The 23,073-nt window shown below is 59.1% G+C and carries 21 protein-coding genes and 1 pseudogene; 14 read left to right on the top strand and 8 right to left on the bottom strand.

Annotation, left to right across the window (positions count from 1 at the left end; all coding sequences use genetic code 11):
- Positions 1 to 36: 36 nt before the first annotated feature.
- The 3 genes from BJI67_RS10670 to BJI67_RS10660 all read right to left on the bottom strand — a co-directional run bounded on the left by BJI67_RS10670 (position 37) and on the right by BJI67_RS10660 (position 3,038).
- Positions 37 to 348, bottom strand: coding sequence for a hypothetical protein (locus tag BJI67_RS10670; protein WP_070073008.1), 312 nt, complete (start codon positions 346 to 348; stop codon positions 37 to 39).
- A gap of 232 nt (positions 349 to 580) precedes the next feature.
- On the bottom strand, positions 581 to 2,011 hold the full coding sequence (tnpC, locus tag BJI67_RS10665) for an IS66 family transposase (protein ID WP_070071330.1): 1,431 nt from the start codon (positions 2,009 to 2,011) through the stop codon (positions 581 to 583).
- Between the two features lie 223 nt (positions 2,012 to 2,234).
- On the bottom strand, positions 2,235 to 3,038 hold the full coding sequence (locus BJI67_RS10660) for a hypothetical protein (protein ID WP_156782115.1): 804 nt from the start codon (positions 3,036 to 3,038) through the stop codon (positions 2,235 to 2,237).
- Positions 3,039 to 3,109: 71 nt separating this feature from the next.
- On the opposite strand from BJI67_RS10660, the gene BJI67_RS10655 reads away from it, so the two are divergent.
- From BJI67_RS10655 to BJI67_RS10635, 5 genes are all read left to right on the top strand, one after another.
- Entirely contained in the window at positions 3,110 to 4,192 is a 1,083-nt protein-coding gene (locus BJI67_RS10655) for an IS5 family transposase (RefSeq protein ID WP_038094256.1), read from the top strand.
- 908 nt (positions 4,193 to 5,100) lie between these two features.
- The gene (locus BJI67_RS10650; RefSeq protein ID WP_197513035.1) at positions 5,101 to 7,041 is read left to right on the top strand and encodes a cellulose biosynthesis cyclic di-GMP-binding regulatory protein BcsB; all 1,941 of its coding nucleotides are present in this window, start codon (positions 5,101 to 5,103) and stop codon (positions 7,039 to 7,041) included.
- Positions 7,038 to 8,870 carry a glycosyltransferase gene (locus BJI67_RS10645; protein WP_070073005.1) on the top strand — a complete coding sequence of 611 codons (1,833 nt, stop codon included), beginning with the start codon at positions 7,038 to 7,040 and terminating at the stop codon, positions 8,868 to 8,870. The genes BJI67_RS10650 and BJI67_RS10645 overlap by 4 nt, the downstream gene beginning before the upstream one ends.
- Positions 8,839 to 10,194 (top strand): hypothetical protein, encoded by a 1,356-nt coding sequence (locus BJI67_RS10640; RefSeq protein WP_156782114.1) that lies wholly within the window; start codon positions 8,839 to 8,841, stop codon positions 10,192 to 10,194. Before BJI67_RS10645 ends, BJI67_RS10640 begins: the two co-directional genes overlap by 32 nt.
- Positions 10,195 to 10,237: 43 nt before the next feature.
- Positions 10,238 to 11,398 carry a hypothetical protein gene (locus tag BJI67_RS10635; RefSeq protein ID WP_070073003.1) on the top strand — a complete coding sequence of 387 codons (1,161 nt, stop codon included), beginning with the start codon at positions 10,238 to 10,240 and terminating at the stop codon, positions 11,396 to 11,398.
- Positions 11,399 to 11,441: 43 nt separating this feature from the next.
- Here BJI67_RS10635 and BJI67_RS10630 read toward each other — a convergent pair whose 3' ends face one another.
- Entirely contained in the window at positions 11,442 to 12,263 is an 822-nt protein-coding gene (locus BJI67_RS10630; RefSeq protein WP_070073002.1) for a hypothetical protein, read from the bottom strand.
- Between the two features lie 113 nt (positions 12,264 to 12,376).
- Positions 12,377 to 13,591 (bottom strand): glycosyltransferase, encoded by a 1,215-nt coding sequence (locus BJI67_RS10625; protein WP_070073001.1) that lies wholly within the window; start codon positions 13,589 to 13,591, stop codon positions 12,377 to 12,379.
- A 175-nt stretch (positions 13,592 to 13,766) separates the two neighbouring features.
- Between BJI67_RS10625 and BJI67_RS10620 the strand changes: the two genes are divergently transcribed.
- Genes BJI67_RS10620 through BJI67_RS10600 form a run of 5 tightly spaced genes read left to right on the top strand, consistent with a single transcriptional unit; the run spans position 13,767 to position 19,401 of the window.
- The gene (locus BJI67_RS10620) at positions 13,767 to 14,912 is read left to right on the top strand and encodes a GNAT family N-acetyltransferase (protein WP_070073000.1); all 1,146 of its coding nucleotides are present in this window, start codon (positions 13,767 to 13,769) and stop codon (positions 14,910 to 14,912) included.
- Positions 14,896 to 15,900, top strand: coding sequence for an NAD-dependent epimerase/dehydratase family protein (locus tag BJI67_RS10615; RefSeq protein ID WP_070072999.1), 1,005 nt, complete (start codon positions 14,896 to 14,898; stop codon positions 15,898 to 15,900). The genes BJI67_RS10620 and BJI67_RS10615 overlap by 17 nt, the downstream gene beginning before the upstream one ends.
- Positions 15,897 to 17,153 carry a capsule biosynthesis protein gene (locus tag BJI67_RS10610; protein WP_070072998.1) on the top strand — a complete coding sequence of 419 codons (1,257 nt, stop codon included), beginning with the start codon at positions 15,897 to 15,899 and terminating at the stop codon, positions 17,151 to 17,153. Before BJI67_RS10615 ends, BJI67_RS10610 begins: the two co-directional genes overlap by 4 nt.
- On the top strand, positions 17,150 to 18,316 hold the full coding sequence (locus BJI67_RS10605) for a glycosyltransferase family 4 protein (protein WP_197513027.1): 1,167 nt from the start codon (positions 17,150 to 17,152) through the stop codon (positions 18,314 to 18,316). Before BJI67_RS10610 ends, BJI67_RS10605 begins: the two co-directional genes overlap by 4 nt.
- A complete protein-coding gene (locus BJI67_RS10600; RefSeq protein WP_156782113.1) occupies positions 18,301 to 19,401 on the top strand; it encodes a capsular polysaccharide export protein, LipB/KpsS family in 1,101 nt (366 codons plus the stop codon). Before BJI67_RS10605 ends, BJI67_RS10600 begins: the two co-directional genes overlap by 16 nt.
- 10 nt (positions 19,402 to 19,411) lie before the next feature.
- On the opposite strand, the gene BJI67_RS17470 is transcribed toward BJI67_RS10600, so the two are convergent.
- Entirely contained in the window at positions 19,412 to 20,158 is a 747-nt protein-coding gene (locus tag BJI67_RS17470; RefSeq protein ID WP_156782112.1) for a hypothetical protein, read from the bottom strand.
- A 223-nt stretch (positions 20,159 to 20,381) separates the two neighbouring features.
- On the opposite strand from BJI67_RS17470, the pseudogene BJI67_RS17960 reads away from it, so the two are divergent.
- The 4 genes and pseudogenes from BJI67_RS17960 to BJI67_RS17465 form a co-directional block, all read left to right on the top strand.
- Positions 20,382 to 20,498: pseudogene (locus BJI67_RS17960) on the top strand (type II toxin-antitoxin system MqsR family toxin); the annotation flags it as partial.
- 58 nt (positions 20,499 to 20,556) lie between these two features.
- A complete protein-coding gene (locus tag BJI67_RS17955; RefSeq protein WP_331712257.1) occupies positions 20,557 to 20,685 on the top strand; it encodes a type II toxin-antitoxin system MqsR family toxin in 129 nt (42 codons plus the stop codon).
- Positions 20,682 to 21,092 carry a type II TA system antitoxin MqsA family protein gene (locus BJI67_RS10590; protein ID WP_331712256.1) on the top strand — a complete coding sequence of 137 codons (411 nt, stop codon included), beginning with the start codon at positions 20,682 to 20,684 and terminating at the stop codon, positions 21,090 to 21,092. Before BJI67_RS17955 ends, BJI67_RS10590 begins: the two co-directional genes overlap by 4 nt.
- A gap of 242 nt (positions 21,093 to 21,334) precedes the next feature.
- Positions 21,335 to 21,565, top strand: coding sequence for a hypothetical protein (locus BJI67_RS17465; protein WP_156782111.1), 231 nt, complete (start codon positions 21,335 to 21,337; stop codon positions 21,563 to 21,565).
- Positions 21,566 to 21,715: 150 nt separating this feature from the next.
- Here the strand turns inward: BJI67_RS17465 and BJI67_RS17460 are convergent, their stop codons facing one another.
- Positions 21,716 to 22,036, bottom strand: coding sequence for a hypothetical protein (locus tag BJI67_RS17460; RefSeq protein ID WP_156782110.1), 321 nt, complete (start codon positions 22,034 to 22,036; stop codon positions 21,716 to 21,718).
- 13 nt (positions 22,037 to 22,049) lie between these two features.
- Positions 22,050 to 23,060 (bottom strand): hydrogenase expression/formation protein HypE, encoded by a 1,011-nt coding sequence (hypE, locus tag BJI67_RS10585; RefSeq protein WP_070072996.1) that lies wholly within the window; start codon positions 23,058 to 23,060, stop codon positions 22,050 to 22,052.
- Positions 23,061 to 23,073 lie beyond the last annotated feature (13 nt).

The raw sequence follows: 23,073 nt of genomic DNA, 5'->3' as shown, positions 1-23,073 counted from the left end.
CTTGTTGCTGCGTTCTGTGCAATTAATCGCCGCCCGTCACGGGTCGATTTGCTCTCGTAGTATGCGTGCCTGAGCTTTGAATGCTTCCGCTTTCGCTTGATGTCCTTCAGCCATGGCCTCGTAGGCGATCAAACTCGTTCGTATGGCGTCGGCTTTGGTCTGTTCTAGTTGAGCGAGCGCCTCTGAAGCTTCTAGCTGGCTCTTTTTTTGCGCTTCGCGCGCTGCGTTGTTTTCGGCAAGCAGTTGCTGAATCTGTGTGCGTAGATGGTGGATTTGGCTGTGCGCAGCGGCAAGGTGATTTGCATATCGGAAAGCGAAGTTGCGGGCTCTGCCGGCACTTTCAATCAATGCCTTCCTGTTATGTTTGGGTTGTGGCCGGTGTTTCTGCCTGAGATGAAGTGCCTGTTCAATCCGTTCGGGTGCGTAGCCTACTTCCAGAAATATATTTTCAACATGTCTTTCGATGTTTTCGAAATACGCTTTTTCCGCCTCTGTTACGGGCGAGTTGGGTGCGCTACATTGCGTTAGATCGATGTCCTGTATATTGAGGGCATTCAGTTCTGTGGTTGTAACTACTCAGCTAATTCTCAGAGATCGCCAGAGCAAAAGCCGGTAGCTTGCGATCGAATACTAGGCGCAACGCCTCCGAAGCCGTGACCCCCTGCTTTCGGCAGGTCGATAGATATCCCCGTATGCGGCAAAACATCGCGGCACCCTCCAGGCTGCGGAAGCAGCCGGAGATCTTCTGCTGCACTTTGGTCATACGGATATCGTTCTCCGCCTGATTGTTCGTGAACGGCACATTGACGTCCACCATGAAACGCAGCACATCGTCTTCATAGGCCATCAGACGCTCCAGCAGATTGCGGGCCTTGCTCCGCTTGATCCGCCCCCGAGGCTTGTTGTCGGGTGGTTTTTCCGGCTCAGGGCATTCCAGTTGCCCCGCCTCGAGCACATCTCGGTAGCGCTGCCGGTAAGCATTGGCCTCGGTCAGCGGCAGGATGCCGCCAGCGTTCTCGACGGCCTGATGAATCTCTCTGAGCAGCTTGCCCATCGCTTCCGCCCATTGTTGTCCGTCCTGCTCGAATGCTCGTTCCAGTTCGCGCAGGTGGTGGGCATTGCACAGGGCATGGGTGCAGTCCCGATAACGGTAATAGGGTTTCCAATGGTCATGACACAGCACACCGCGGAACCGTGGCAGGATCCCGATCGCGTCCATCGCCTCCTGGCCTCGCTTACTGTGGACCTGATAATGCGTCCAATCAGCATTGGACAGAGCATGCAGCCAATGGCGTTTGCCATCAATGTTGACCCCGGTCTCGTCGGCATGAGCGGACACGGCTTTGGCCAATGCCGTTTTGCTGATCGCCTCAAAGGCCGCCAGGCGGGTAAATGCCTCGCGATTGAAGTTCACCAGTGAACCATCGCTCAAAGGGATGCCCAACTGATCGGCAAAGTAATCCTGGATCCGCTTGTAGGGCAAGAGCTGATATTGGGACAGATAGACGGCATGGGCCTTGAGGCCGGAACCATACTGCACCTTCTTATCCACCCCTTCCGGGAATGAAGCCACAAAACGTTGGCCTGATTCATTCTCCAGGATCTGCGCCCGATACTCGGTCACGATCCGGCTGATGTCGATATCAAAAACCTGGCGAGTCTCGAAACCCGCCTCGGTATAGCAGCCTTTCGGCAAGCGACGACGATCGATCTTGAGGACCTCGATCTCATCGGGATGCTCGACCGGGCGCAAGGTCTTGCCCACGTGCCCCGGCTGGCCACCGGAAGGTCGGCTTGAGCGCACACGCTGGCTGCGTGGCCGATTGGGATCCGATGCCGGCGGCTGACTGCTGTTGCGGCTATTGAGCCCGAGACGGTTGAGTAACACGACGAACAACATGAGCATCATCTCGATACTGGCGCGGAGTGCCGGAGATAGGTCTTTCTCCTGCTCCAGTTGCGCCCTGACCTGTGCCAGGGTGATCTCGATATCGACGCCGTCGATCCGCACGCAAGACTGCTCCAAAGAAGTAATGAAGCTATTATCTCACGGGTTTTGAAGTGCCAATTTTCTCGTTTGTAAGGCGATCTGGCGGCGTAAAATAATTGACTGACGGTGGGGCAGTGCCTCGCGTGATGTCGCAAGGAAGACTACGCCTCTGTCGCTTTCGGAGACCAATAATCGCACTCGTTACAGCGCCGCCATATTTTCAAAAAAACTACCAAAAACCCTGTCAAGTACTTTTTGTAATTATTTTCACTGAGTAGTTACCTGTGGTTTTGCCTGCCACATATTCTTCGCTGCGTGACAGCATGTCTAAATTAATTTCGGCTTCGCAAAGAGGTTGGTTTTCCAGCAGGTGGTAAAGCCAGAGTCCATAAAAGATCAAATACTTTTGACCGGCATCCAGCGATGCCTCGGAAAACGCAGCGAACTCGCTCTGAACATTTTCTGCGTGGACTTCGTTGAATCCGATTTCCTGGCGTAGTCTTTGAATGATGACTGGGGGATTTTGTGCATTGATGATGGCGAGGCTGGTCGCGTCAAAATAGTCGTTTATCTGATATGAAAGCCACTGATTGACCGGGTCGCGCCAAAGCAGGATGTGCGTTCCTCCGAATTGTTCTTTAAGCGGGGTGACTCTGCCGAACGATCTGCAGCACTGCAGCACCGGATTGCCTTTGGCTTCAGCAATTAATGTCTCGGTATACGGGAAGATGGCGGGGCAAGTTTGAGGGTCGAAGAAGCTGTCGTAGCTGATGCACTTGTCGAACTTGCCGGTCAATTTCTCCTTTATGTCATAGAACTCCCGGAAATAAGGTGCGGTCATGCTCGGATGTCGAAGCGACAGTGCAGTTTCTTCAGAATAGGAGAGAAGCGATTCTGGATTCGTGTTCAACTGCAGCAAGGCTTCATGGTAAGGCTCCTGGTAACACCAGTAACCGGCTGGCGAAGCACGAAATTTTTCAAAAATCCATGTGCTTCCCGAGCGAAACAATGAATGTATGAATATGGGAGCCTGAGTGTGATGAGGCATTATCAGGCTGTTGAAAAAGTCCTGTAAACCCGGAAGATTGGTTTTGTATTGTTGAGTGAGGGTTGTGGCCGATGCGCGGTGCCGACATACATCAGGATGGGCTGTTCAGCACGGTCAGCCCGGAGCAACGGGTGCCGAAGGACCATCCTCTGCGCCCGATCCGGCGGATGGTCGATCAAGCGCTCAAAGAACTCGACGCTGACTTCGATGCGCTGTATGCCCATATGGGCCGTGACTCGATCCCGCCGGAGAAGCTGCTGCGCGCGCAACTGTTGATGGCGTTCTACACCATCCGCAGCGAACGCCTGTTGGTCGAACAGATCGACTACAACCTGCTGTTTCGCTGGTTTGTGGGCTTTTCCATGGACGATCCGGTCTGGCACCACTCCACGTTTACCAAGAACCGTGACCGCCTGCTTGCAGGCGATGTGGCCCGCACCTTCTTCGCCCGGGTGCTGGATCAGGCCCGTGCGGCCGATCTGCTGTCTAGCGAACACTTCAGCGTCGATGGCACGTTGATCGAAGCGCTGGCCTCGCACAAGAGCTACCGGCCCCGGGACGAGGACGCGCCGCCGAGCGGTGGCGGGCGCAATCCCACGGTGGACTTTCGCGGGCAGAAGCGGTGTCGGGAAACGCACGTCTCCAGGACCGACCCGGATGCCTTGCTGTATCGCAAGAGCGAAGGCACGACCGCCAAGCTCAGCTACCTCGGACACCTGCTGATGGAAAACCGCCACGGCCTGATCGTCGAGTCGCAGACGAGCCAGGCCACCGGCACGGCCGAGCGCGAGGCCGGTGTCGAGCTTGTCGACGCGCTCGGCGGGAGCCACCGGATCACGCTGGGCGCGGACAAGAACTATGACACGCAAGGCTTTGTGGCGGCGATGCGTGGACGAAACGTCACGCCGCATGTGGCTCAGAACACGGCCGGGCGCCGCTCGGCCATCGACGGGCGCACCATCGGCCATCCCGGTTACCGAACCAGCCTGACGATCCGCAAGCGGATCGAAGAATGCTTCGGTTGGCTCAAGACCATTGCGGGTCTGCGCAAAAGTCGGTTTGTCGGACGCGAGAAACTGGATTTCCAGTTTGTGCTCAGCGCGGCGGCCTACAACCTGGTGCGGATGCGCAATCTGGGACTGGCAGCATGTTGAAGGCACACATCAAGGGATCGGTGCGCCCAGAGATCGGGATTTGGGCTGTTTTCGGGAAAAATCAGGCCCCAGATCCGAAGGGGCACGTCGCCAATGGACCCTGATCAACATGATAACCGCTAAATCGGGGGAATTTTCAACAGCCTGCTATGTCGTCCTGATGTGTTTCGTGATGACTCGATCTGGCCTTAAGCGGCAAGGATAAGTGCCTGCTAGGTAGAGCGGTCGCGGGTAAAAAGAGCCGTAGCCGAAGTGGCTCGCTTGGGTTGCTTGAGTATAGCTGGCATGGTTATTTGGGCAAAACAGCTCGACCCATTTGCGTGAAGTGCTAGTCACAAGTGCTCGGGAAACGGGTAGCGCCTGTGGTCAACACATGATCTTGTCTGGCTATTCCCGCGTGTATAAGCGTTGAGCTTGGTGAATACTTGTTCACCTTGTCATTGATTTTCTGGCTTGTGGTATTTGCGTTGCCAAATTTCCGGACGTTGTCCGATTCCCCCATCTGCTCCCGTTTCTTCATATTGCCAAGGCGCTACCGACTGAAAGTGTCTGCGCCAAAAACACACGATTTATGTGTTTTTGGCGCATTGTGGTGATAACCCGTAATTAACAGTTGTGCTGGACAAAAAATATCGGTTAGTGTTAGCGGGCATGATTTATAAGTCTCCGCCATACGCGGTATCGCTGCGATACTGACTTGGTGTTCTGGTCGTTTGCGTCACGTGGGGCTTCATGCAAATCGGTTAGGCATCGCGTATTCGTCGGTGCCGCCGGTGCTCTTTTAGTGCCTCCAACGGGTTGGGTAGTACATGTGGTATTACTCGCTCCACAAGATACAAGCTCCAACCGGAACCAATAACTAAGCAATAACAATCAAGCATCCATCCAGCGACATTTAGGACATGGCGATGAACCATACCCACGGATTTGTGCGTGGGCTGCCGAAATTGATCGGTAGCCTTGCCTGCGGGATTTTATTGATTCAACTGTCGATGCCATCCGCTTTGGCGGCAACTACTGCATTGTCGGCGGCCGCGAATCAGGCCACACCAAGCGATGTGGTTTCGCTGACGCTGCAGGATATCGGCCAACCTGACGGTATCCGACTGCAGGGCGCGGACGCGGTGAAAACGCTTTATTTGCCCGAAAATCCTTCGTTGAAGGCTGCTACGTTGCAGTTACACCTGCGTTTTGCACCTGAGATGCCGACTGGCAAGCTATGGATCGAGAGCAATCATCGGGTGCTAGCGGAGGAAAGTATTCCGAGGACAGAGACCAGCGTGTGGTCGGTGCCCTTAATGGGAGCGATGCCGGTTGACGGTGTGGTGCCGCTGGAAATTCATATGGTGGTGGACAATCCCAATGTCTGCCAGGCCATGGCCGGCAACTGGATGGATATTGGGCCGGATAGCGTGCTTTCATTTACACAGAAACCGCAGGCCGGTGTGCCGCCAATCAACCAGTTTTTCCCCGTTTACTTGAAGACGGTGTATATCGTCGTACCCGAAATGCTCGGGAGCGGCGACGCGCAGGCGGTGCTCGACGTCGCTTCTTACATCACCCATCGCTATGCAGTGCCGCCGCGCATCGTATTGGTGGACAAGCGCAGGATGCCGCCGAATCCTGCATTCTCGCGAACGGTGATTCTTGGTGGCACCCAGCTGGGCGTAGTGCGCCTTGACGCTGCCGATAACCGCCATACCTATTTAGCGCTGCAGCTGGGCCCTGACCCGGTCATGGCTACCCAGGCTGTATTTCGCCACGCACGCTTGATGCCGGCGATGGCAGTGACCAGCGCCACCGATCTGGCGGTATCGGTGCAGAACCCTGCCGAGGTCGCACAGGACAAGACGACTTTCGCACAACTCGGTTATCCCGACGAGCAGGTGCAGGGCGTGGGCACCCTGAATGTGACATATCGCTTTTCGCAGACTGATCTCGGGGGGGCAGTCAAGGACATGGCGGTTCGGTTTGCCGGGGTGAATAGTCCCTTGCCGGAGCATGCGAGCGGTTATATCAGCGTCAAGTTCAACGGTGTGGCGATTTATGCCCAACCGATTGATGGCACACGCTACGATTTCTATGCGTCGGTGCCTGCCGGACTGATGAAGCGTGACAACGTGGTGCAGCTTTCTTTCGCCTACACGCCGGGCGGGGGCAATTGCACCCAGGGTTCGTTGCCGTTCATGGGCATGGTGCGGAACGCAAGTTATTTACAGTTTAATCGTAGCGACAGCTTGCCCGGTGGTTTCGATCGTTTCCCAGTGGCCTTCGCGCAGAAAATGCCGGTCTATCTGCAGAGCGATAACCGCACCGATCTGGCCCAGGCGGTTGCCCTGCTCGAGGCTATGCAGAAAACGGTTCGGATGCAATTGCACCCGATGGTTGTCGGCAAGTTGCCCGATTCGGGGCCGGTGCTTTACGTGGGTGAAACCGCGCCGTCCAGCGCGTTCCTACAGATCAAGCCGTTCGAACTGCGTGATACCGAGGGTAAAACGTTGCTGCGCTATGTGCCGGGTTCGCGCTTCGCAGCACTGGAAGCCTACGGACAGACTCTCGTGCTGGCAGGCCCGCCGAAGCTGCGCGCAGCCTTGCTGAGTCGCGCCCTGGTGGGTGCCGGTTGGTACGAGTTGCACGGAGATACGGTGTTGCAAGGCGTATCGGGACATCCGGTACAGGCGCGCATGATGGGTAAGGGCCTGGAAATTCAACCGTTGCCGGTGCGCCCGGATGTTTTCTGGCAGCAGTATCGCTACTGGTTCATCGTGCTGTTCGGCTTGCTTGTGGTTGCGATTCTGGTCTGGTTGTATCCGCGATTGGTACGTAAAGGCGGGCCGGCAGGCTCATGATCGTACGCCTCGGCGATTATCTGGTCGCGCAGGGCACGCTCGCACAGCAGGACCTCGACTACGCTCTGCAGGTGCAGACGCAGAGCGGCGAACGGTTGGGCGAGATCCTGTTGGCGCTGTCACTGGTCAAGCGCGAGGACTTGTATCAGGCGTTGTCCACGCTATGGGGGATGCCTTATTTGCGCCTCGATGACGAGGCCTGCGCCACGACATCGGCTTGGCCGCTGGACGAGGCGGTATCGTTCCGCGCGGTGGTTTTGGGCGAAAGCGACGGCCGATTGCGCGTGGCCACGGCCGAGTTGCCTGGCCCGGAACTCGCCGCCGCGCTGGCGGCACATTATCCCGATGTCGAACCTGCATACTGGGTGACGACGCACTGGGACATCGACCGCTATCTGCGTCGCTGTTATCGCCAGATCATCCTGGAGCGTTCGGTTTACGGTCTGTATACCCAGCATCAGGAAGTGTCGGCGTACACGGTGCTGACGGTGTCGCAGTACGTCGCCATGGCCGTATTGATCGTGGGGGGCTTCCTGGCACTGGTGCAACATCCAACCGCGACGTTGATCGGCCTGAATGTGCTTGTCACGCTGTTTTTCTTTGTAAACGTGGTGTTCAAGTTCGGCTTGGGCATGGCGGGCGCGTTCGCCGAAAACGACATCGACATCACGGACGAGCAGGTGGCCGAGTTGCAGGACGATGAGCTGCCTTTCTACACGGTGTTGGTGCCCGTTTATCGCGAGGCAGGCATCGTCAATCGCGTGATGGAGCATGTGGCAGCGCTGGATTACCCCTCAGCCAAGCTCGAAATCCTGATCCTGATCGAGGAGGACGATGACGAAACTTGGGACGCGGCCCTGCTGGGGCGGCCGCCCGATTTCGTGCATTTGGTGCGCATCCCGCACGCGCTGCCCAAGACCAAACCGAAGGCGTGCAACGTCGGGCTGTCTTTTGCGCGTGGGGAATATCTGGTGATCTACGACGCAGAGGACATTCCTGACCCGGATCAGCTCAAGAAGGTACTGGTAGCGTTTCGCGAGGGGCCGGAAAACTTGGTCTGTGTGCAGGCGGCGCTGAATTATTTCAACGCCGACGAGAACTGGCTGACGCGCATGTTTACCTTGGAGTATTCGTATTGGTTCGATTACATGCTGCCAGGGCTACAGAAGTTGCGCCTACCGATCCCGCTCGGCGGTACCAGCAATCATTTTCGCGTCGACCGTTTGCGTGAACTGGCGGGGTGGGACCCCTTCAACGTGACCGAGGACGCGGATCTGGGCATCCGCGCCACCGCACTTGGCTACCGCGTCGGCATCGTCAATTCGACGACCATGGAGGAGGCCAATAACCATATCCCGAACTGGATTCGCCAGCGTTCACGTTGGATCAAGGGCTACATGCAGACGGCGCTGGTACACGGTCGTCATCCGCTGCGCCTGCTACGCAGTGTGGGACTCAAGCAGGCTCTGGGTTTCGCCCTGTTGATCGGCGGTACACCCGTCGCGTTTCTGGCTTACCTGCCTACGGTGGTGCTGTATTTCATCTGGCTGGCCACGGACACGCACGCGCTCGATGCCTATTTCCCGTCCTGGGTGCTGTACGTAGGGTTGTTCAATCTCTTGGTCGGCAATGCCTTTGGCATCTATCTGTCCATGCTGGCGGTGTTCAAGCGCAGGCTGTATGGGCTGTTGATTTTCAGTCTAACCAATCCGTTTTACTGGCTGCTACACAGTGTCGCCGCGTACAAGGGGCTGTGGCAGCTGATGACCCGGCCGTTCTACTGGGAAAAAACCCACCATGGACTCAGTAAGTCTAAGTCGGTCGGTTAGTCTGCCGCGTTGGCCCGTTTGGTTCTGGTGGCCGGCGCTGACGCTGCCCTATGCGCTGTTGGCGGAAGTCATGCTGCGGCAGCATTACTTGAGCGACACAGCAGCGTTTTTGCTCGAAAAGACATATCTCGTGATCGCGACGGGACGGTTGGAGTCCATCGGCTTCGTGTATCCGCCGTTGCCTTTTTTGTTGCTGCTGCCAGGGCACTCGCCTGCCTGGCTGGCGCTGATCAGCGTGGCTACTGCCGGCTTGCTGGCTACGCTGTTGCTGCGCGAATTGTTGCGCACCGATCTCAACCGCTGGTTGGTCGTGTTGATTGCCAGCAGTATCTTCTTCAATCCGGAATTCCTGCGTCTGGCGACGCAGGATCTGCCGGACATGCTCGGTTTCTTGTTTCTGTTCCTTTCTTTCGTGAATTACGAAAAATATGTCGTCGACAGGCAGATCGTGTACGCCTTTCAGGCGGGCTTGTGGCTCTCGGCGGCATTTTTGGCAACGCCTTCGGCGCTGTACTTTCTGCCTGCATTCGTCATCCTGCTGCCGTTTTTTTCCCCTGGCTACCCATGGCGTGCATTGTTGGCGGCCGCCGGCGTTCTGGCATTTCCGACCATGGCTGCACTCGGCATCTGGGCTTATCTATCCTGGCTGTTTACGGGACAAGTGGCCTTTGCCTATCCAGCGCTGTATTTCCACAAGGCATTTTTCGCGGATTGGCTGTGGGCGGCTCCCATCTACTGGGGCACGGCGCTGTTGTTACTGTTTCGTTCGCCGCTGCGCCTGCTGGTGCATCTGGTACCGCTGATCATGATCGTTTTTTCACCGACGCTGGGGCTGGCCAGCAATGCGGCGGTGGCGGCCTTGTTCACGCTGTTTGCGGTTACCAGCATGCCGCGGCGAGTCTCCGGCTGGGGGCATACGACCCTGCTTGTGGCAGTGCTTCTCCAATGGCTCGTTGCCGTACCGAACATGCGACATCTGCTCGTCGCTGGTCACGATGAGGCTGCCCGCATCGATCTGGCAGTGGGCCGTATGCTTGCTCGTGCACCCGTCGGGAGCGTGCTTACGGATGATCGCCAGACCTATCAACTGGTGGCCCTGGCTGGCACAGCCGAGCCTTTTTTGTTGCCAGCGAATAGTCTGTATGCCGTGGCGGAACTGCAGCCGGCAAAGTTTTGCGCCTATCTGTTGGTAGGCGACACGCCGGGGACCGGGTTGTACGATTATGTACGTCACGTACCGCGCGGCATGGTGCTGGAGGCTCGTTTCGGGAAATACCGACTGTACCGCCGCAGGGACGCCCCGCCGCTTTTGTCTGCACACTGAAGAACCCGCGTCGCGGCGTTGCCACAACCACGGAATGCCGCAAATGCGATTTACCGAACCTGAAGTGGGGCAGGGCAGACTTTGGCTGATGGCGTTGCTGCTTGCGTGCTTGCTGCCCATACAGGTTCAGGCTGCCTCGATGTGTTTCGGTGTGGGCGACCGCTATCGCTGGCATCTGGATACAACACACTACAAGACGACGCCGCAACTGCTGAACTGGCTCGGTTTCGCACCCGACAACCGGCTTCTGGGCATCTGGCTACCCGCAGGCTGGCAGGGTTCATGGGTTGCAGGTTTGCAGGGGGCCATGGACCGGGGCTATGTTCCGGTGCTGTTCGAGTATTCCCTTGGCGATCTCTACCAGCAAGGTAAGGACGCGTGGCACGATGTCGAGGCGCACCGCGAGGATTTTTATGCTGGCGTGAAGCGTCTGGTACGTGTACTACAACCGCTACATGGCACGGTGCTTGTCGTGCTGCAACCCGAATTCAACATTCCAGGCGTGCAGGACCGTCCGGCGTTCGGTCGTATGCTGGCGCAGGCTGCGAGGATGCTGCACCACGCGGCACATCCCGGACTGCGCATCCTAGTGGGAACCTGTGTCGGCGATTTCGGTCACTACGGCACGCGGATCTCTGACCGGCGGGAATGGTCGCGTTTCGCGCCAGCGCTCACACCGGCCATTCCGCAACTCGATTTCCTGGCCTTTCAGGAGATGCGCGGGGGTACCCACCGCGATGTCGAAGGCCACATGCGCAGCTATACGCCGGAGCAGGAGGGCATCGAGGTGCTGGGGCGGCGCACCGCCGCATTCAGCGCCTTTCTGCAGAAAAAATATCGCAAGCCGCTGCTGTTGGCCTATTTCGTGGTGGCTACGATGACTCCGCCCGGCCAGCCGGCCGGAACCTGGGAAAAGGCCGCGAAGGAGGGCTATTCACAGCTGTTTGACGCGGTGCCGAGCATGGCCCACAACGGGGTGTTCGGTGTCATGGCGATGAGCCTGTTCGACGATCCAGCACATAACAACAATGGGCTAGATTTCTGGGGGAACGCGTCGGACTCTTTCGGGCTGGTGACCGCCAACGCACGGCTGGGACAGGACCGGATCGGTTATCCGCCGTATGTTCTGAAGCCCGCGGGGCGAGTATGGCTGTCGCGAACACGCGCCGTCGCGGGCGCCGTATGCAGTCCTGCGTCTTGGTAGGACGGGTCGCTAGGGATGGTGGCGCAGGCGTGCGCCGACTGGCTTAGAACGAGGTCCACAGGCTCATAGACAGTGTCCGCCCCTGGCCGGTGTTGTGGCCCCAGACAGGGAAGCTGATGCTGGGCACCAGCGACAGGCCCGGCTCTAGCCGGTAACGCACGCCCAGGCTGATCTGCGCGAGCTGGTAGTAGGGCTCGGAAACGACGTTGCCGATCCTGAGCGTTGCGTTGCTCTGGGTGCCGAAGTCGCCGCTGAAGCCGAGCAGGAGCTGCCAGTCGGGCGATAGGGCGTAGCCGTTGTTGATGTAGGTGCGGATCTGGTTGCTGGGGTAGCCGAAATACTGGCGGTAGCCGATGCCGGCGTCGATGAAGGCCTTGCGGTAGTAGGCGCCCATCAGGACGCCGCCTTCCAGGCCGGTGCGGTCGTAGCCGACCAGGAGACCCTGGGAGCCGGGCGTCTGGCCATTGGGGATCAGCACCTGCGCATACAGCGACACCGCGTAGTGCTCGCCGCGCAGCAGGCCGTGGATCAGCCCGAGGTCGAATCCGGTAAAGCCGCTGCCGGTCAGGGTGCCGCCGGGGCTGGACTGGGTCAGGTTGTCGTAGGCGGTCTTGAAGGTGAGAGTGGTGTCCCGAGTGAGGCCGTATTCGCCGTAGAGGCTGATCTCCTTCTTGGCGAAGGGGGCGTAATCGCCGAGCGGCAGGCTTGTGCCCTGTTTGTTCCAGTAGCGGTTGGTGCTGTAGTAGCTGATCTGCGGCGCCAGGAACCAGCGTCCCTTCGGTTGTGGCAGAGCGGCCCCGAACGCTGACGACGAACCGGGCAAAATCAACGCGATGACGGCGGCGTAGCGAGTCGGGAATTTCAAGCTGGGGATCCCTTGCTGACTAAAGGCAGGCGCGTTGTGCCGGAAGGTTGAATCTCGCCCGCGCGGCTTATGAATTTTTCTATGATCGATTCTGCGGGATGTCCCCGGTTGGGTCAATCAGACTCGGCGATCTTGCTGCGTTCGAGTTCGCGCAGCAGCGTCTCGATCGCGTCGGCGGCAATGGTTGCGCCCTGTTCGGTCGCTATCGCGCGAGAGGCGGACTCTAGGTTCGGCCAGGGCGCGGAGAGTAGTTTTTCCATGCTCTGTGCGATGCGTGAGCTGCTGGCGCGGGTCGGTAGCGACAGGGCGAGTCCGCGTTCTGTGGCGCGTCGCGCGTTGTCGAACTGGTCCCAGACCGAGGGTAATAGCAGCGAGGGTTTGTTGAGGCGCAGTGTCCAGCCGATGGTACCGATGCCGCCGGAATGGATCACGGCTCGCATCGGATCGATCAGCGTGCCGTAGGGCATATAGCCCGTGACCAGGATGTCGGGCGCGGGCGGTATGAGGTGATGAAAGCGCGTATTGAGCAACACCACGGCGCGTTGGCCGAGCTGTCGGCATGCGGCGAGGCAGGCGTTTGCCATGTGTGCGGGCTGGGCGCGGTCGCGGCCACCAGGCGCGATCAGCAGCGGGGGCGGGCCGGCTGCAGCAAAGCGCTGCATCGCTTCGGTTTCTTCCGGACTGCCGAGGAACGGTGCCTCGTAGGCACAAAAACCGGTGACGTGCGTGTGTGGCGGCCAGTCCGGTTGAGATTCGACCAGTATCGGCGAGGTCATCAACAGGTTCAGCCTGGGCGAGTACAGAGCCTCGAAGCGTGGGTGGGCCCCGTCTTTCAGCCCGAAGCGACGGCGTTGGCGTTGGTGTGCCTGCATCACTAGCCGGGTAGCCGCGCGTGCCAGCCGGTAGGCTGTGTCTTGGATGAAGCGGCTTTGCGAAGCCCGTCGCTGGATCGCCTGTAGCCCCGGCCACCAGGGCAGGTCGTAATGTGATGGCAATGCCAATGGGGAGGCGGTGCAGTATGACCATGGCGTGCCGGTCAGCGCGCCCAGAATAGGGGGTGTGGAGGCGAGCTGATTACCGAGCAGCAGGTCGGCGTCGCGGGCGAACGGGACCAGGGTTTCGATCTCAGAATCAGGCGTGGCGGTGAATGGGGAGTGGGTGGTGCTCAGCGGTATCAGGTCTAGGTCAAGCGCACGGCAAGCCTGGCTATGATGTGCTTCGGCAGCGACCGATAGCCGATGTCCGCGTCGCTGGAGTTCGGCGGCGAGGTCCCACAGCGGGATCATATCGCCGAAGCCACCTTTGCCTACGATGAGAATTGTCGCCATGGGGCCGCCGGTCAGGTCCGTATATTGTACTGGTTGGAGGTGCAGAGCGTCACAACACGAATGGTGACGCGGTCTGTTATAGTGTTGCCGCCTCATTAGCGTACCTGATCGGGGAATTCAGGTCGCCGGATGCACAAACGATTGTCATAAGAACTGCGTAAGTTGTTCGCCATTTATGCAAACACAGCTTTACGACAGCATCGATGCGGTGCCTGCCGAAGCCTGGGATGCGCTAGCGGGCATGGGCTCTGCGGCAATGTCACGGGATTTTTGGTCGGTCCTTGAGCGATCTGGCCTGAACGATTTCCAATATCGACATGTGTTGCTCCGTGATGACGCGGGCACCCCTGCCGGGCTGTATTCGTTCTACACGGTGACCACCGACATCGCGATTTTCGCGCCGCCGTTCCTGCGCGGATTGCTGGGTGCGGTGCGCCGGGTTTTTCCAAATTTTCTCAAATGGAAAATGCTCGAGTGCGGTACGCCGATCACCATCGTCAGCCCGCCGTTCGTGAGGACGCCGCTGCTTCAGGAGCGGGAGATGGTGGATCGTATCGCAGAGACCTTGCTCCAAACCGCCAGGCGCGAGGGACATCTGCTGATCGTGGTGCGAGATTTCGAGCACGAGGCGCAGGCCTTGCGCACGGATTTCGCGCGCCATGGTTATCACTGGATCGACAGCCTACCCAATACCTATTTGAGTGTGCGCTGGTCCGATCCCGAGGCGTATCTGCGTGCGATGCGCAGCTATTACCGTAGCAAGCTGCTCAAGCATCGCAAACGCAATATCGAGTCTGGGGTGAGCCACGAATTGCGCGACGATTTCTCGGATCTTGCGGAAACCCTGTGCGCTCAATGGATGGTGGTGCATGAAAATGCCAAGGAGTTCCAGCGCGAGGTGCTGACGCCACGGTTTTACCGTGAGCTATCCGAGTGCATGGGCGCGCGTTCCAAGGCCTTGCTGTTCTACCGCGAGGGAAAGCTTGCGGCACATGCGCTGCTACTGCAGGACGGCGACTTGGTGCGCTGGCTGTATGTCGGGCGCGAGACGCCGGAGAACGACGGGCTTTATCTGTATATCGCGGCAACGGTCGTGGAAACTGCGATCGAACTCGGCGCCAAGCGCTTGGAAATGGGGTTGACCACCTATTCGATCAAGCAGGACCTGGGCGCCGAGGTGGTGCCTATCGGCATGGCGCTGCGCGCTACCCGGGGCTGGCTCAATCCGTTCGTGGGGTGGGGTTACGGCGTGCTGAACAGTGTGCCCGAGCCTGAGCCGCGGTCGATCTTCAAGGCGTCCGGCGATGACGTTGCGCGATAGCCGCGTCCTGGTTACGGGCGCAAGCGGTTTCATCGGCGGGCATCTGGCTGGGCGTCTGCTCGCCGAAGGTGCACGCGTGCGTGTGCTGGTGCGCGATCCATCCCGGCTGCCTGAGGCCCTGGCAGGGCAGGTCGAGCTGTGCGTGGGAGACCTGGACGCGAGGGATGCGCTCGGATCCGCCGTGACCGATGTCAATTATGTTTTCCATTGCGCTGCCAACGTACATACCTGGGATCGCGTGGAGGCCTATGACAGCGCGAATGTGACGGGCGTGGCGAATCTGCTTGACGCCATCGCAGCTTCTGGCACCTTGCCGGAACGCTTCGTGCATGTCTCGACGGTGGATGTGTATGGCTTCCCGCCGCGACCGTGTGGCGAGGACGATCCGCCGAATCCGCCCGGTTTCGGCTATGGCGACAGCAAGCTGCACGGTGAGGCCCTGCTGCGTGAGCGGGCGCAGACCCTGGGGATGGCTTATACCGTGCTGCGGCCAACCAATGTCATGGGCCCGGGCAGCCCGTTCATCGCGCGGATCGGCGAGGAATTGCGTGCCGGCTTGATGTTGCAGGTGGATGGCGGGCAGGTGGATTGCGGATTTCTGGCGGTCGACAATCTGGTCGATTGCCTGTTATGGGCCGCCGAAGCGCCAGTGGCCGCGGGCGAAATCTATAATGTGCGTGACCCAGAGCACGTCACTTGGCGGATGTTCTTACAGGATTTTCGAAAAGGCATTGGGGGGAAGGGATTGGTTGTCGGATTGCCTTACTGGCTGGCCTGTGCGGCCGCGCGTGTGCTCGCTGCGCCCTACCGGATGCTTGGGCTGAGTCAAGAACCGCTGCTGCATCCTCTGATCGTGCAGATTTTCGGCCGCACCTGCGGCCACCGCATCGATAAGCTGCAGGCGGCGGGCGCGCCCCTGGGGCGTCAGTCCTACCGCGATACGCTGCAGGCTTCCATCGACTGGTTCCAGCGGCATGGCCGTTCATGACGGCGACTCGCCGTCGACATGCGCTCTTTCTTCAGGGCATGCCTTCGCCCTTTTTTCGGCGCATCGGACAGTGTCTGGACGAACGCGGTTGGCGGGTGACGCGTATCAATCTCTGTTTCGGCGACTGGCTGTTCTGGCACGACGATTTTTCCATCGATTACCGTGGACGCTTTTCTCGCTGGCCGGCGTTTGTCGAATTGTTCATGCGCCGAGAAGGTGTGACCGATCTGCTGTTGCTGGGCGAGCAGCGGCGTTATCACCGCGAGGCGGTGGCGGCTGCCAAGCGCTTGGGTGTTCAGGTCGTGGTGACCGACTTTGGCTATCTGCGTCCGGACTGGGTGATTTTCGAGCATGACGGCATCAGCGGTGGTTCGAGATTCCCGCGCGATCCGGAGAAAATCCGCGAGATTGCAGCGCAGTGCACGGTACTCGACTGGGAACCGCGCTTCGTCGACAGTGCCCTGCAAATGGCTGTCGGAGACCTGTCGTTCAATTTCGGAAATTTTTTTTTCCGGGTTCTCTACCCTTTCTACCAGCGCAGCGATATGCGTCCGCCGACACTGATTTACACCCTGGCCAGCGCACGACGATTGCTTGGCAACCGCCTGCGACGCACGGAGGTGGACGAGATGGTAGATGAGGTGGTGCGCGCGGATGAGCCGTACTATCTATTTCCGATGCAACTCGATTTCGATTATCAGATCGTGGCTTATTCGCCATTCCGGGGTATGGACGAGGTGATCCCGCTGGTGATGGATTCGTTCGCGAAATATGCTCCACCCGACGCGATTCTGGTGCTGAAGGAGCATCCCTGGGACCCGGCGATCCGTGATTGGCGGCGTTTCGCGTTGAATCAGGCTCGCGCCATGGGCTTGAGTGAACGCATTCGTTATGTGCGCGGTGGCGATCTCAACCGGTTGATCCAGAATGCCCGCGGCGTGGTCCTGGTCAACAGCACGACCGGGATGCGCGCCCTGCAGCTGCGTGCCCCCATGATCGTGCTTGGTCAGGCCGTTTTCGACGTGCCTGGCTTGACCTTCCAGGGCGATTTGGATGACTTCTGGACCGAGGGGTGTCCGCCGGACTCCGAATTGGCGGATGTCTTCGCCACCGCGTTGGCCGGTACGGTGCTGCTGCGCGGGGTGTTTTTCAAGGAACCGGGACTGACCGAAGCGGTCACCGAGGCTTGCCATCGCCTGCTTACCGGAACGGTGGGGCAGGTGACCGCGCGTGAAAGTACCGGAGGGATGTGAGCGTGCTGGATTCGCTGCCCATGCTGATCGACGTGAGCCGCCTGGCTGGCCGGTTGATGGACGGCAAGCATCCAACCGGCGTGGATCGAGTCAGTCTGGCCTATCTGCGGCACTACCGTGAACGTGCGCGCGCCTTGGTGCGCCATCGCGGACGTTGGTTGAGATTGGGTGATGAGGCGTCGCGCAAGGTGTTCGCAGCACTGCTCGGCGAGAGCGGGATGCCGCAGCGGACGGTGCGATTGAATGTGGCCCAGGCCCATTTGCTACGCGGTAGCTCCTGCCGCGGCTGGACGTTGCTCAACACCGGTCACAGCGGACTCGACGATCCGGGCTACGCCTATGCCGTGCGCCGCTTTCGACTGCGTCCTGTGTATTTCCTGCACGATCTGATACCGCTGACACATCCCGAATACAGCCGGCCCCAGGAAGACGACAAGCATCACCAGCGTCTCGCCACCATGCTCGACACCGGGAGTTGCCTGATCTTCAATTCGGGCGCCACCCGGCAGGACTTGGTGGACTATGTGGCGCGCTACGGCAGTAGCCTGCCGCCGCATGTGGTTGCGCCATTAGGCATTGAACCGCTGCCCACCCCTGGGGCAGAGGCCCTGCTGCCGGAGCCCTATTTCGTGATGCTGGGGACGATAGAACCCCGTAAGAACCACCTGTTGATCCTGCATGTTTGGCGACGCTTTGCCGAGCTTGGCGAAACGCCGCCGAAGTTGGTGCTGATCGGCCAGCGTGGCTGGGAATGCGAACAGGTGATCGATCTGCTGGAGCGCAGCCCCGCTTTGCGCGGGAGTGTGATCGAGTTGCCGCGCTGCAACGATACGGAGCTGGCAACCTGGCTGCGCCATGCCCGCGCCTTGTTGTTTCCCTCCTTCGTGGAAGGGTTCGGTCTACCGCTGATCGAGGCTGTGTCCCAGGGTACTCCGGTGCTGGCGGCAGACTTGCCTGTATTCCGCGAGAGTGTGGGTGAGATTCCGGAATATCTCGATCCGCTGGATGGCCCTGCCTGGCTCGATGCAGTGCGCGCCTATAGCGTGGCGGCCGATCCACGTCGCCGTACGCAGCTAGAACGTCTGCGCGGATACCAGCGCTGGGACTGGGGAGCGCACTTTGCGATCGTCGACCCATTTCTCGAACGATGCCGAGCGATCTGAATTTGCCGGCGCAGGCCTGCGCCGAGGTGGAGGGGCTGGAAGCTACCGCGCGCCTGCACGAGTTTCCTGAACGCCTCTATGCCTGGTCTTTCCCTCGCTGGAAATGGCGCTTCGTGCGCCGTTGCTTCCCAGGACGTCAGGTTACCTTCGTGGAGCCAGGGGCTCGGCTGAGCCAGCCGGCTGGCCTGCTATTGTGGGGGTCTGCCGAGCGGCCGGATGGCATGCCCAAGGAAATGCCAGTGGTGCGTATGGAGGACGGTTTCCTGCGCTCGGTAGGATTGGGCGCAGAGCTGACCCGACCGTTGTCCTGGGTGGTCGACACGCGGGGTATGTATTACGACGCGTCGCAACCCTCCGATCTGGAATGGCTGCTGCAGCATGCCGAGTTCACGCCCACCTGCCGCGCGCGCGCCGCGGCCCTGCGCGAGGCGGTCGCGGCAGGTGGGGTCACCAAGTACAACGTCGGTCAGGGCGAGTGGGCGCGGCCGGCTGATGTGCCGCGTGTCATTCTGGTGCCGGGACAGGTCGAGAGTGATGCCTCCATCGCCCGCGGGGGCGCCGCAGTGCGTGGCAACATGGCCCTGCTGCAGGCCGTCCGCGCTGCCAATCCAGACGCATTCCTTGTCTACAAACCGCATCCTGACGTGGAGGCGCGACTGCGCATCCTGGGTGCACAAGAAGACGAGGCTGAGCGATGGTGCGACGCCTGCGTCAGCGATGTGCCCATGGAGCGCATGCTGGCGCAGGTCGACGAAGTGCATACCATGACTTCGCTCAGCGGGTTCGAAGCACTGCTGCGCGGTTTGCGCGTGGTCTGCTACGGGCACCCCTTCTACGCTGGCTGGGGCCTGACCGAGGACAAGGTGCCGCTGCCGCGACGTAGCCGTAGGCTCGCTTTGGACGAACTCGTGGCCGGGGCCCTGATCCTGTACCCGCTCTATCTCGACATCGCAGGGCGCGGCCTGAGCACCCCGGAGGGCACGTTGCAGGCACTGCAGGCATGGAAATCGCGCCAGCAGGGGCGTGTGCCGTGGTGGCGAGGGGCGTATCGCGCGATTCTCAGGCGTGCGATTGGCGTGCGTTAAACCTTGAAGGTCACTGGAACTGGTAGCGGACACCAATCGATATTTGGTGCTCGGATTCGGCACTTTGCTGCTGATCTTCGGTTGCGTGGAAGTGGATGTCTTGAATCCGTATAGCCCAATGTCGGTTGATCGCGAGGTCATCTCCGATGCCGATGTCGTAACCTACCTTGCCCCAGCCAACTACCACGCCGCCGCGCATGAAAAGACCGGCCCAGGGAAGATAGCCCATGAGGTCGAAGTTGCTTTCGGGCCCGGGACGCACCGTGGGTTCCTCACGGCCCATGGTCATCAGCATCGCTTCGGCACCCCAATAGCCTTCGCGATAGCCGATGGCAGCGTAATAAGAGTTGGGAATCAAATTGTAACCGGCCGAGAAATTGGCCGATCCAGCATGCGCAGGGGATATGCTCAAACAAACGCCGATGGCGCAGATCAGTGCACCGAGTCCATGTTTGCAGGTTGTCATTCGTGACCTGTGATTGCGGGAATTGATTGTATGGAAGGCTTTCGTTGCGGCGTATTTGCGCGCTGCAAAAGCACCATCCGGTTGGCTGCAGTAACGATCTTGATCCGGAGTGGTTTCCCTAGCCGGTAAACACATTAAATCAACGGGCTGTGGGGTGATGACGATGGCACGAAGAGAATATTGGCGCTCCCACGTGGACTCGTATATCCTTGATAATAAATAAGTTACAGCGTTTCTCGCTGCAAATCGCGCTGCCGGGAAAAGTTGACCTGATTTTAGGGGATGCTTCACTTCGCATGATATCCGGCAGCTTCCTGATGAGGGATTCTGCTGCCCATCGAAGACCAACTTCCATTCTCGGTATGGCTGAAAGCTTGGTCAATTGCCATGCAATAGGCTGGTCAAGTCAGAACGAATCAGTCTCATCTTTCAGTCTTTCACTGACTGCTCCAGTCTCCCCGGCGTAACCCATAACCCCCTTTGCAAAATTAACCATTAAGGTTGATAACGGGCCGTGGAGAACCGCAACCCCCATCACAACCTTGCCCAGATCAAGGAAGCCGTTGCTCGTCTAGGCATCGCTTCGTTTACACGGTCGCCCATTGATGGTGGACGAGAGATGGGGTTGAGTAGCGCCGACATGATGGCAGCGGTACTCAGTATCGACCGCACGATGTTCTACACAGAGCATGACGATGTGTCAGGATCACAGGCAATGGCAGGATGTGTATCACGTACCGACTGCGGCAGGAATGGCCTACGTCAAGTTCACGCTTAGAACCGATGGCGCGATTGTGATTTCGTTTAAGAGGAAATGAACATGAAATCTTCCCGACCCTGCATGCATTGTGAGGCGGGACACATGCGTCTTGATACACGCGATGTGACCGTCTCTCTCGGAGACCTGAGTAAGGTCGTTAAGGACGTGCATGGCTGGTTTTGCGATCAGTGTGATGAGATCGAGTTTGCCGATGCGGCCAGTGCTGAACGTTATGCGGCAGTCAGCGATGCGTTACTGACTGAGAAGAAGGTTAGGCAGTCGGCTGAAATCCGGCGGATTCGGAAAAAGTTGCGTCTGACCCAACAGGAGGCTGCCGACATCTTTGGTGGGGGCGTGAACGCATTCAGTCGTTACGAACTCGGCAAGGTCGAGCCACCTCGTTCAGTCGTGAAGCTGCTCGAAGTGCTGGGGCGTCATCCTGATTTGCTGGATGAGGTGCGATAGCTTCGTAGAGTGTTCATGAATGTTTCGAAGCGGCAAACAATCCTGTAATTAACATTAAAATGAGAATAAATTGCAATGGATGGGCAAATATGGGCGATAGTCATCGTATCAATAATTATTATATACATGATAATTTCTTGGCTGTCTGTGATTACATCAAACTCAAAAAAATACTTGGAGTTAAAGCCAAAGCTAGATAATCTTGAGAAGTCAATCAACGACCATGAAGAGGAGGTGAGAGATTGGAAATAAAGCTAGAAAACGACAAAAAAGAGATTGAGGTTGTTGCGAGACAAAAGTCTATGGGGTTTCCTTGGCTTGCGGAAGCATATGGAGACTATTTCGCACTAAAGGATGACGAGCTTGAGAAATATCTTAGAAGAAAAAAACATCCGGCACATTCTGCTGCTGATAATGTAAAAATGTTTGAAGGAGTAAAAGCTGTAGCAGAGTTGCCTCGATGCATGGGCTGACCTGCGTGGGGAAATATTGACTGTTAGCTGGCATTCGAACGTTAGTGTATGTTGTCACTAGATATCGTAGATGTGCGAAGCGGATATTGGTGTATGGAGGTGTGGTGCGGGAGGTGATGCGTTCCACGGTAACGCGCTTATAATTTGTTTTTATTTTGACCCATTTAGTGTATCTAAATTATCTTTTTTTTGGTGGGGGCCTGGCTGCTGATGGGCGTGTGAGTCCAGGCAATGCCCAGGCATTAACCGGCGGTATCGACATTCAGTTACCTCGAACTCGCTGTGTTGTTTTTTTGCATGGGCTTCGAGGTCGGGACTAGAGAGGCGAAAATACAGCTTGTCTGCAACACGTGTTGCCCCAGGCTTTCGATGAAATTCAAATGCGTTGGCGGCGTCGACCGTCCAGTCGAAGCGGAGCAGTTCTTCTCCAATGCGAAATTGGCTATCCATCCCCATACTTCTGGTTGCCATCCCAAAGCAGTCCTCAGCAGATCCGTGGCAGCGGGTCGTCTTCCAGCTCTTCCAGCACGCGTTCGCCGCCGAGCGGGGTGCGCAGGATGGCGTGGGCGCGGTTCCGGGCTTCGCTGAGCGTGCCGACCAGTGCGGCTTCGGTGCCGCCGGCCAGTTCGCGCCAGGCGGCGAGGGCGGCATCGGCCGTCTCGGGGGCGACGACCGCGACCACGCGGCCTTCGCAGGCGAGGTAGAGCGGGTCGTAGCCGAGCATTTCGCAGACCGCGCGCACAGGCTGGCGCACCGGGATCTGTGCTTCGTCGAGGTGCAGGTCGAGACCCGTGGCGCGGACGATCTCGTTGGCCACGGTGGCGAGACCGCCGCGGGTGGGGTCGCGCATGAAGCGCAGGCCGTCGATGCCGAGCAGGGCTTCGGTCAGTGGCAGTACGGTGGCGGCGTCGGAGCGCAGGTCGCCGCGCAGGCCGAACTGCTCGCGTGCGAGCATCACCGCCACGCCGTGGTCGCCCACCGGGCCGCTGACCAGCACGCGGTCGCCGGCACGCACCTCGCGCAGGCCGAGACGCCGTCCCGGTTCGCGGATGCCGACGCCGGTGGTGGCGAGATACAAGCCGCCGCCCTCGCCGCGGCGCAGCACCTTGGTGTCGCCCGCCGCCACCGCCACGCCGGCCTCGCGCGCGGCGCGCGCCAGGCTGGCCACGATGCGTTCGAGGGCGGCGATCTCGAAACCTTCCTCGACGAACACGTTGAGCGTGAGATAGTGCGGCCGCGCGCCGGCCACGGCAAGGTCGTTGACCGTGCCGTGCACTGCCAGTGCGCCGATGTCCCCGCCCGGGAACTCCAGCGGCTGCACGGTGAAGCCGTCGGTGGTCACCAGCACATCGCCGGGCGGCAGCGGAATCGCCACCGCGTCGGCGTCCACGTCGAGGCGCGGGTTGGCGAGGTGCCGCGCGAACAGTTCCTCGATCAGTTCGCGCATGTAGCGTCCGCCGTTGCCGTGGGCGAGGGAGACGTGGGTGTCCTGCATGATGGTGTTTCCT

The organism is Acidihalobacter aeolianus, from assembly GCF_001753165.1.
In the GTDB taxonomy this organism is placed as follows: Bacteria; Pseudomonadota; Gammaproteobacteria; order DSM-5130; family Acidihalobacteraceae; genus Acidihalobacter; species Acidihalobacter aeolianus.
The sequence above is the reverse complement of the archived record's forward strand: the minus strand, read 5'-3'. Positions and strand labels throughout refer to the sequence as shown.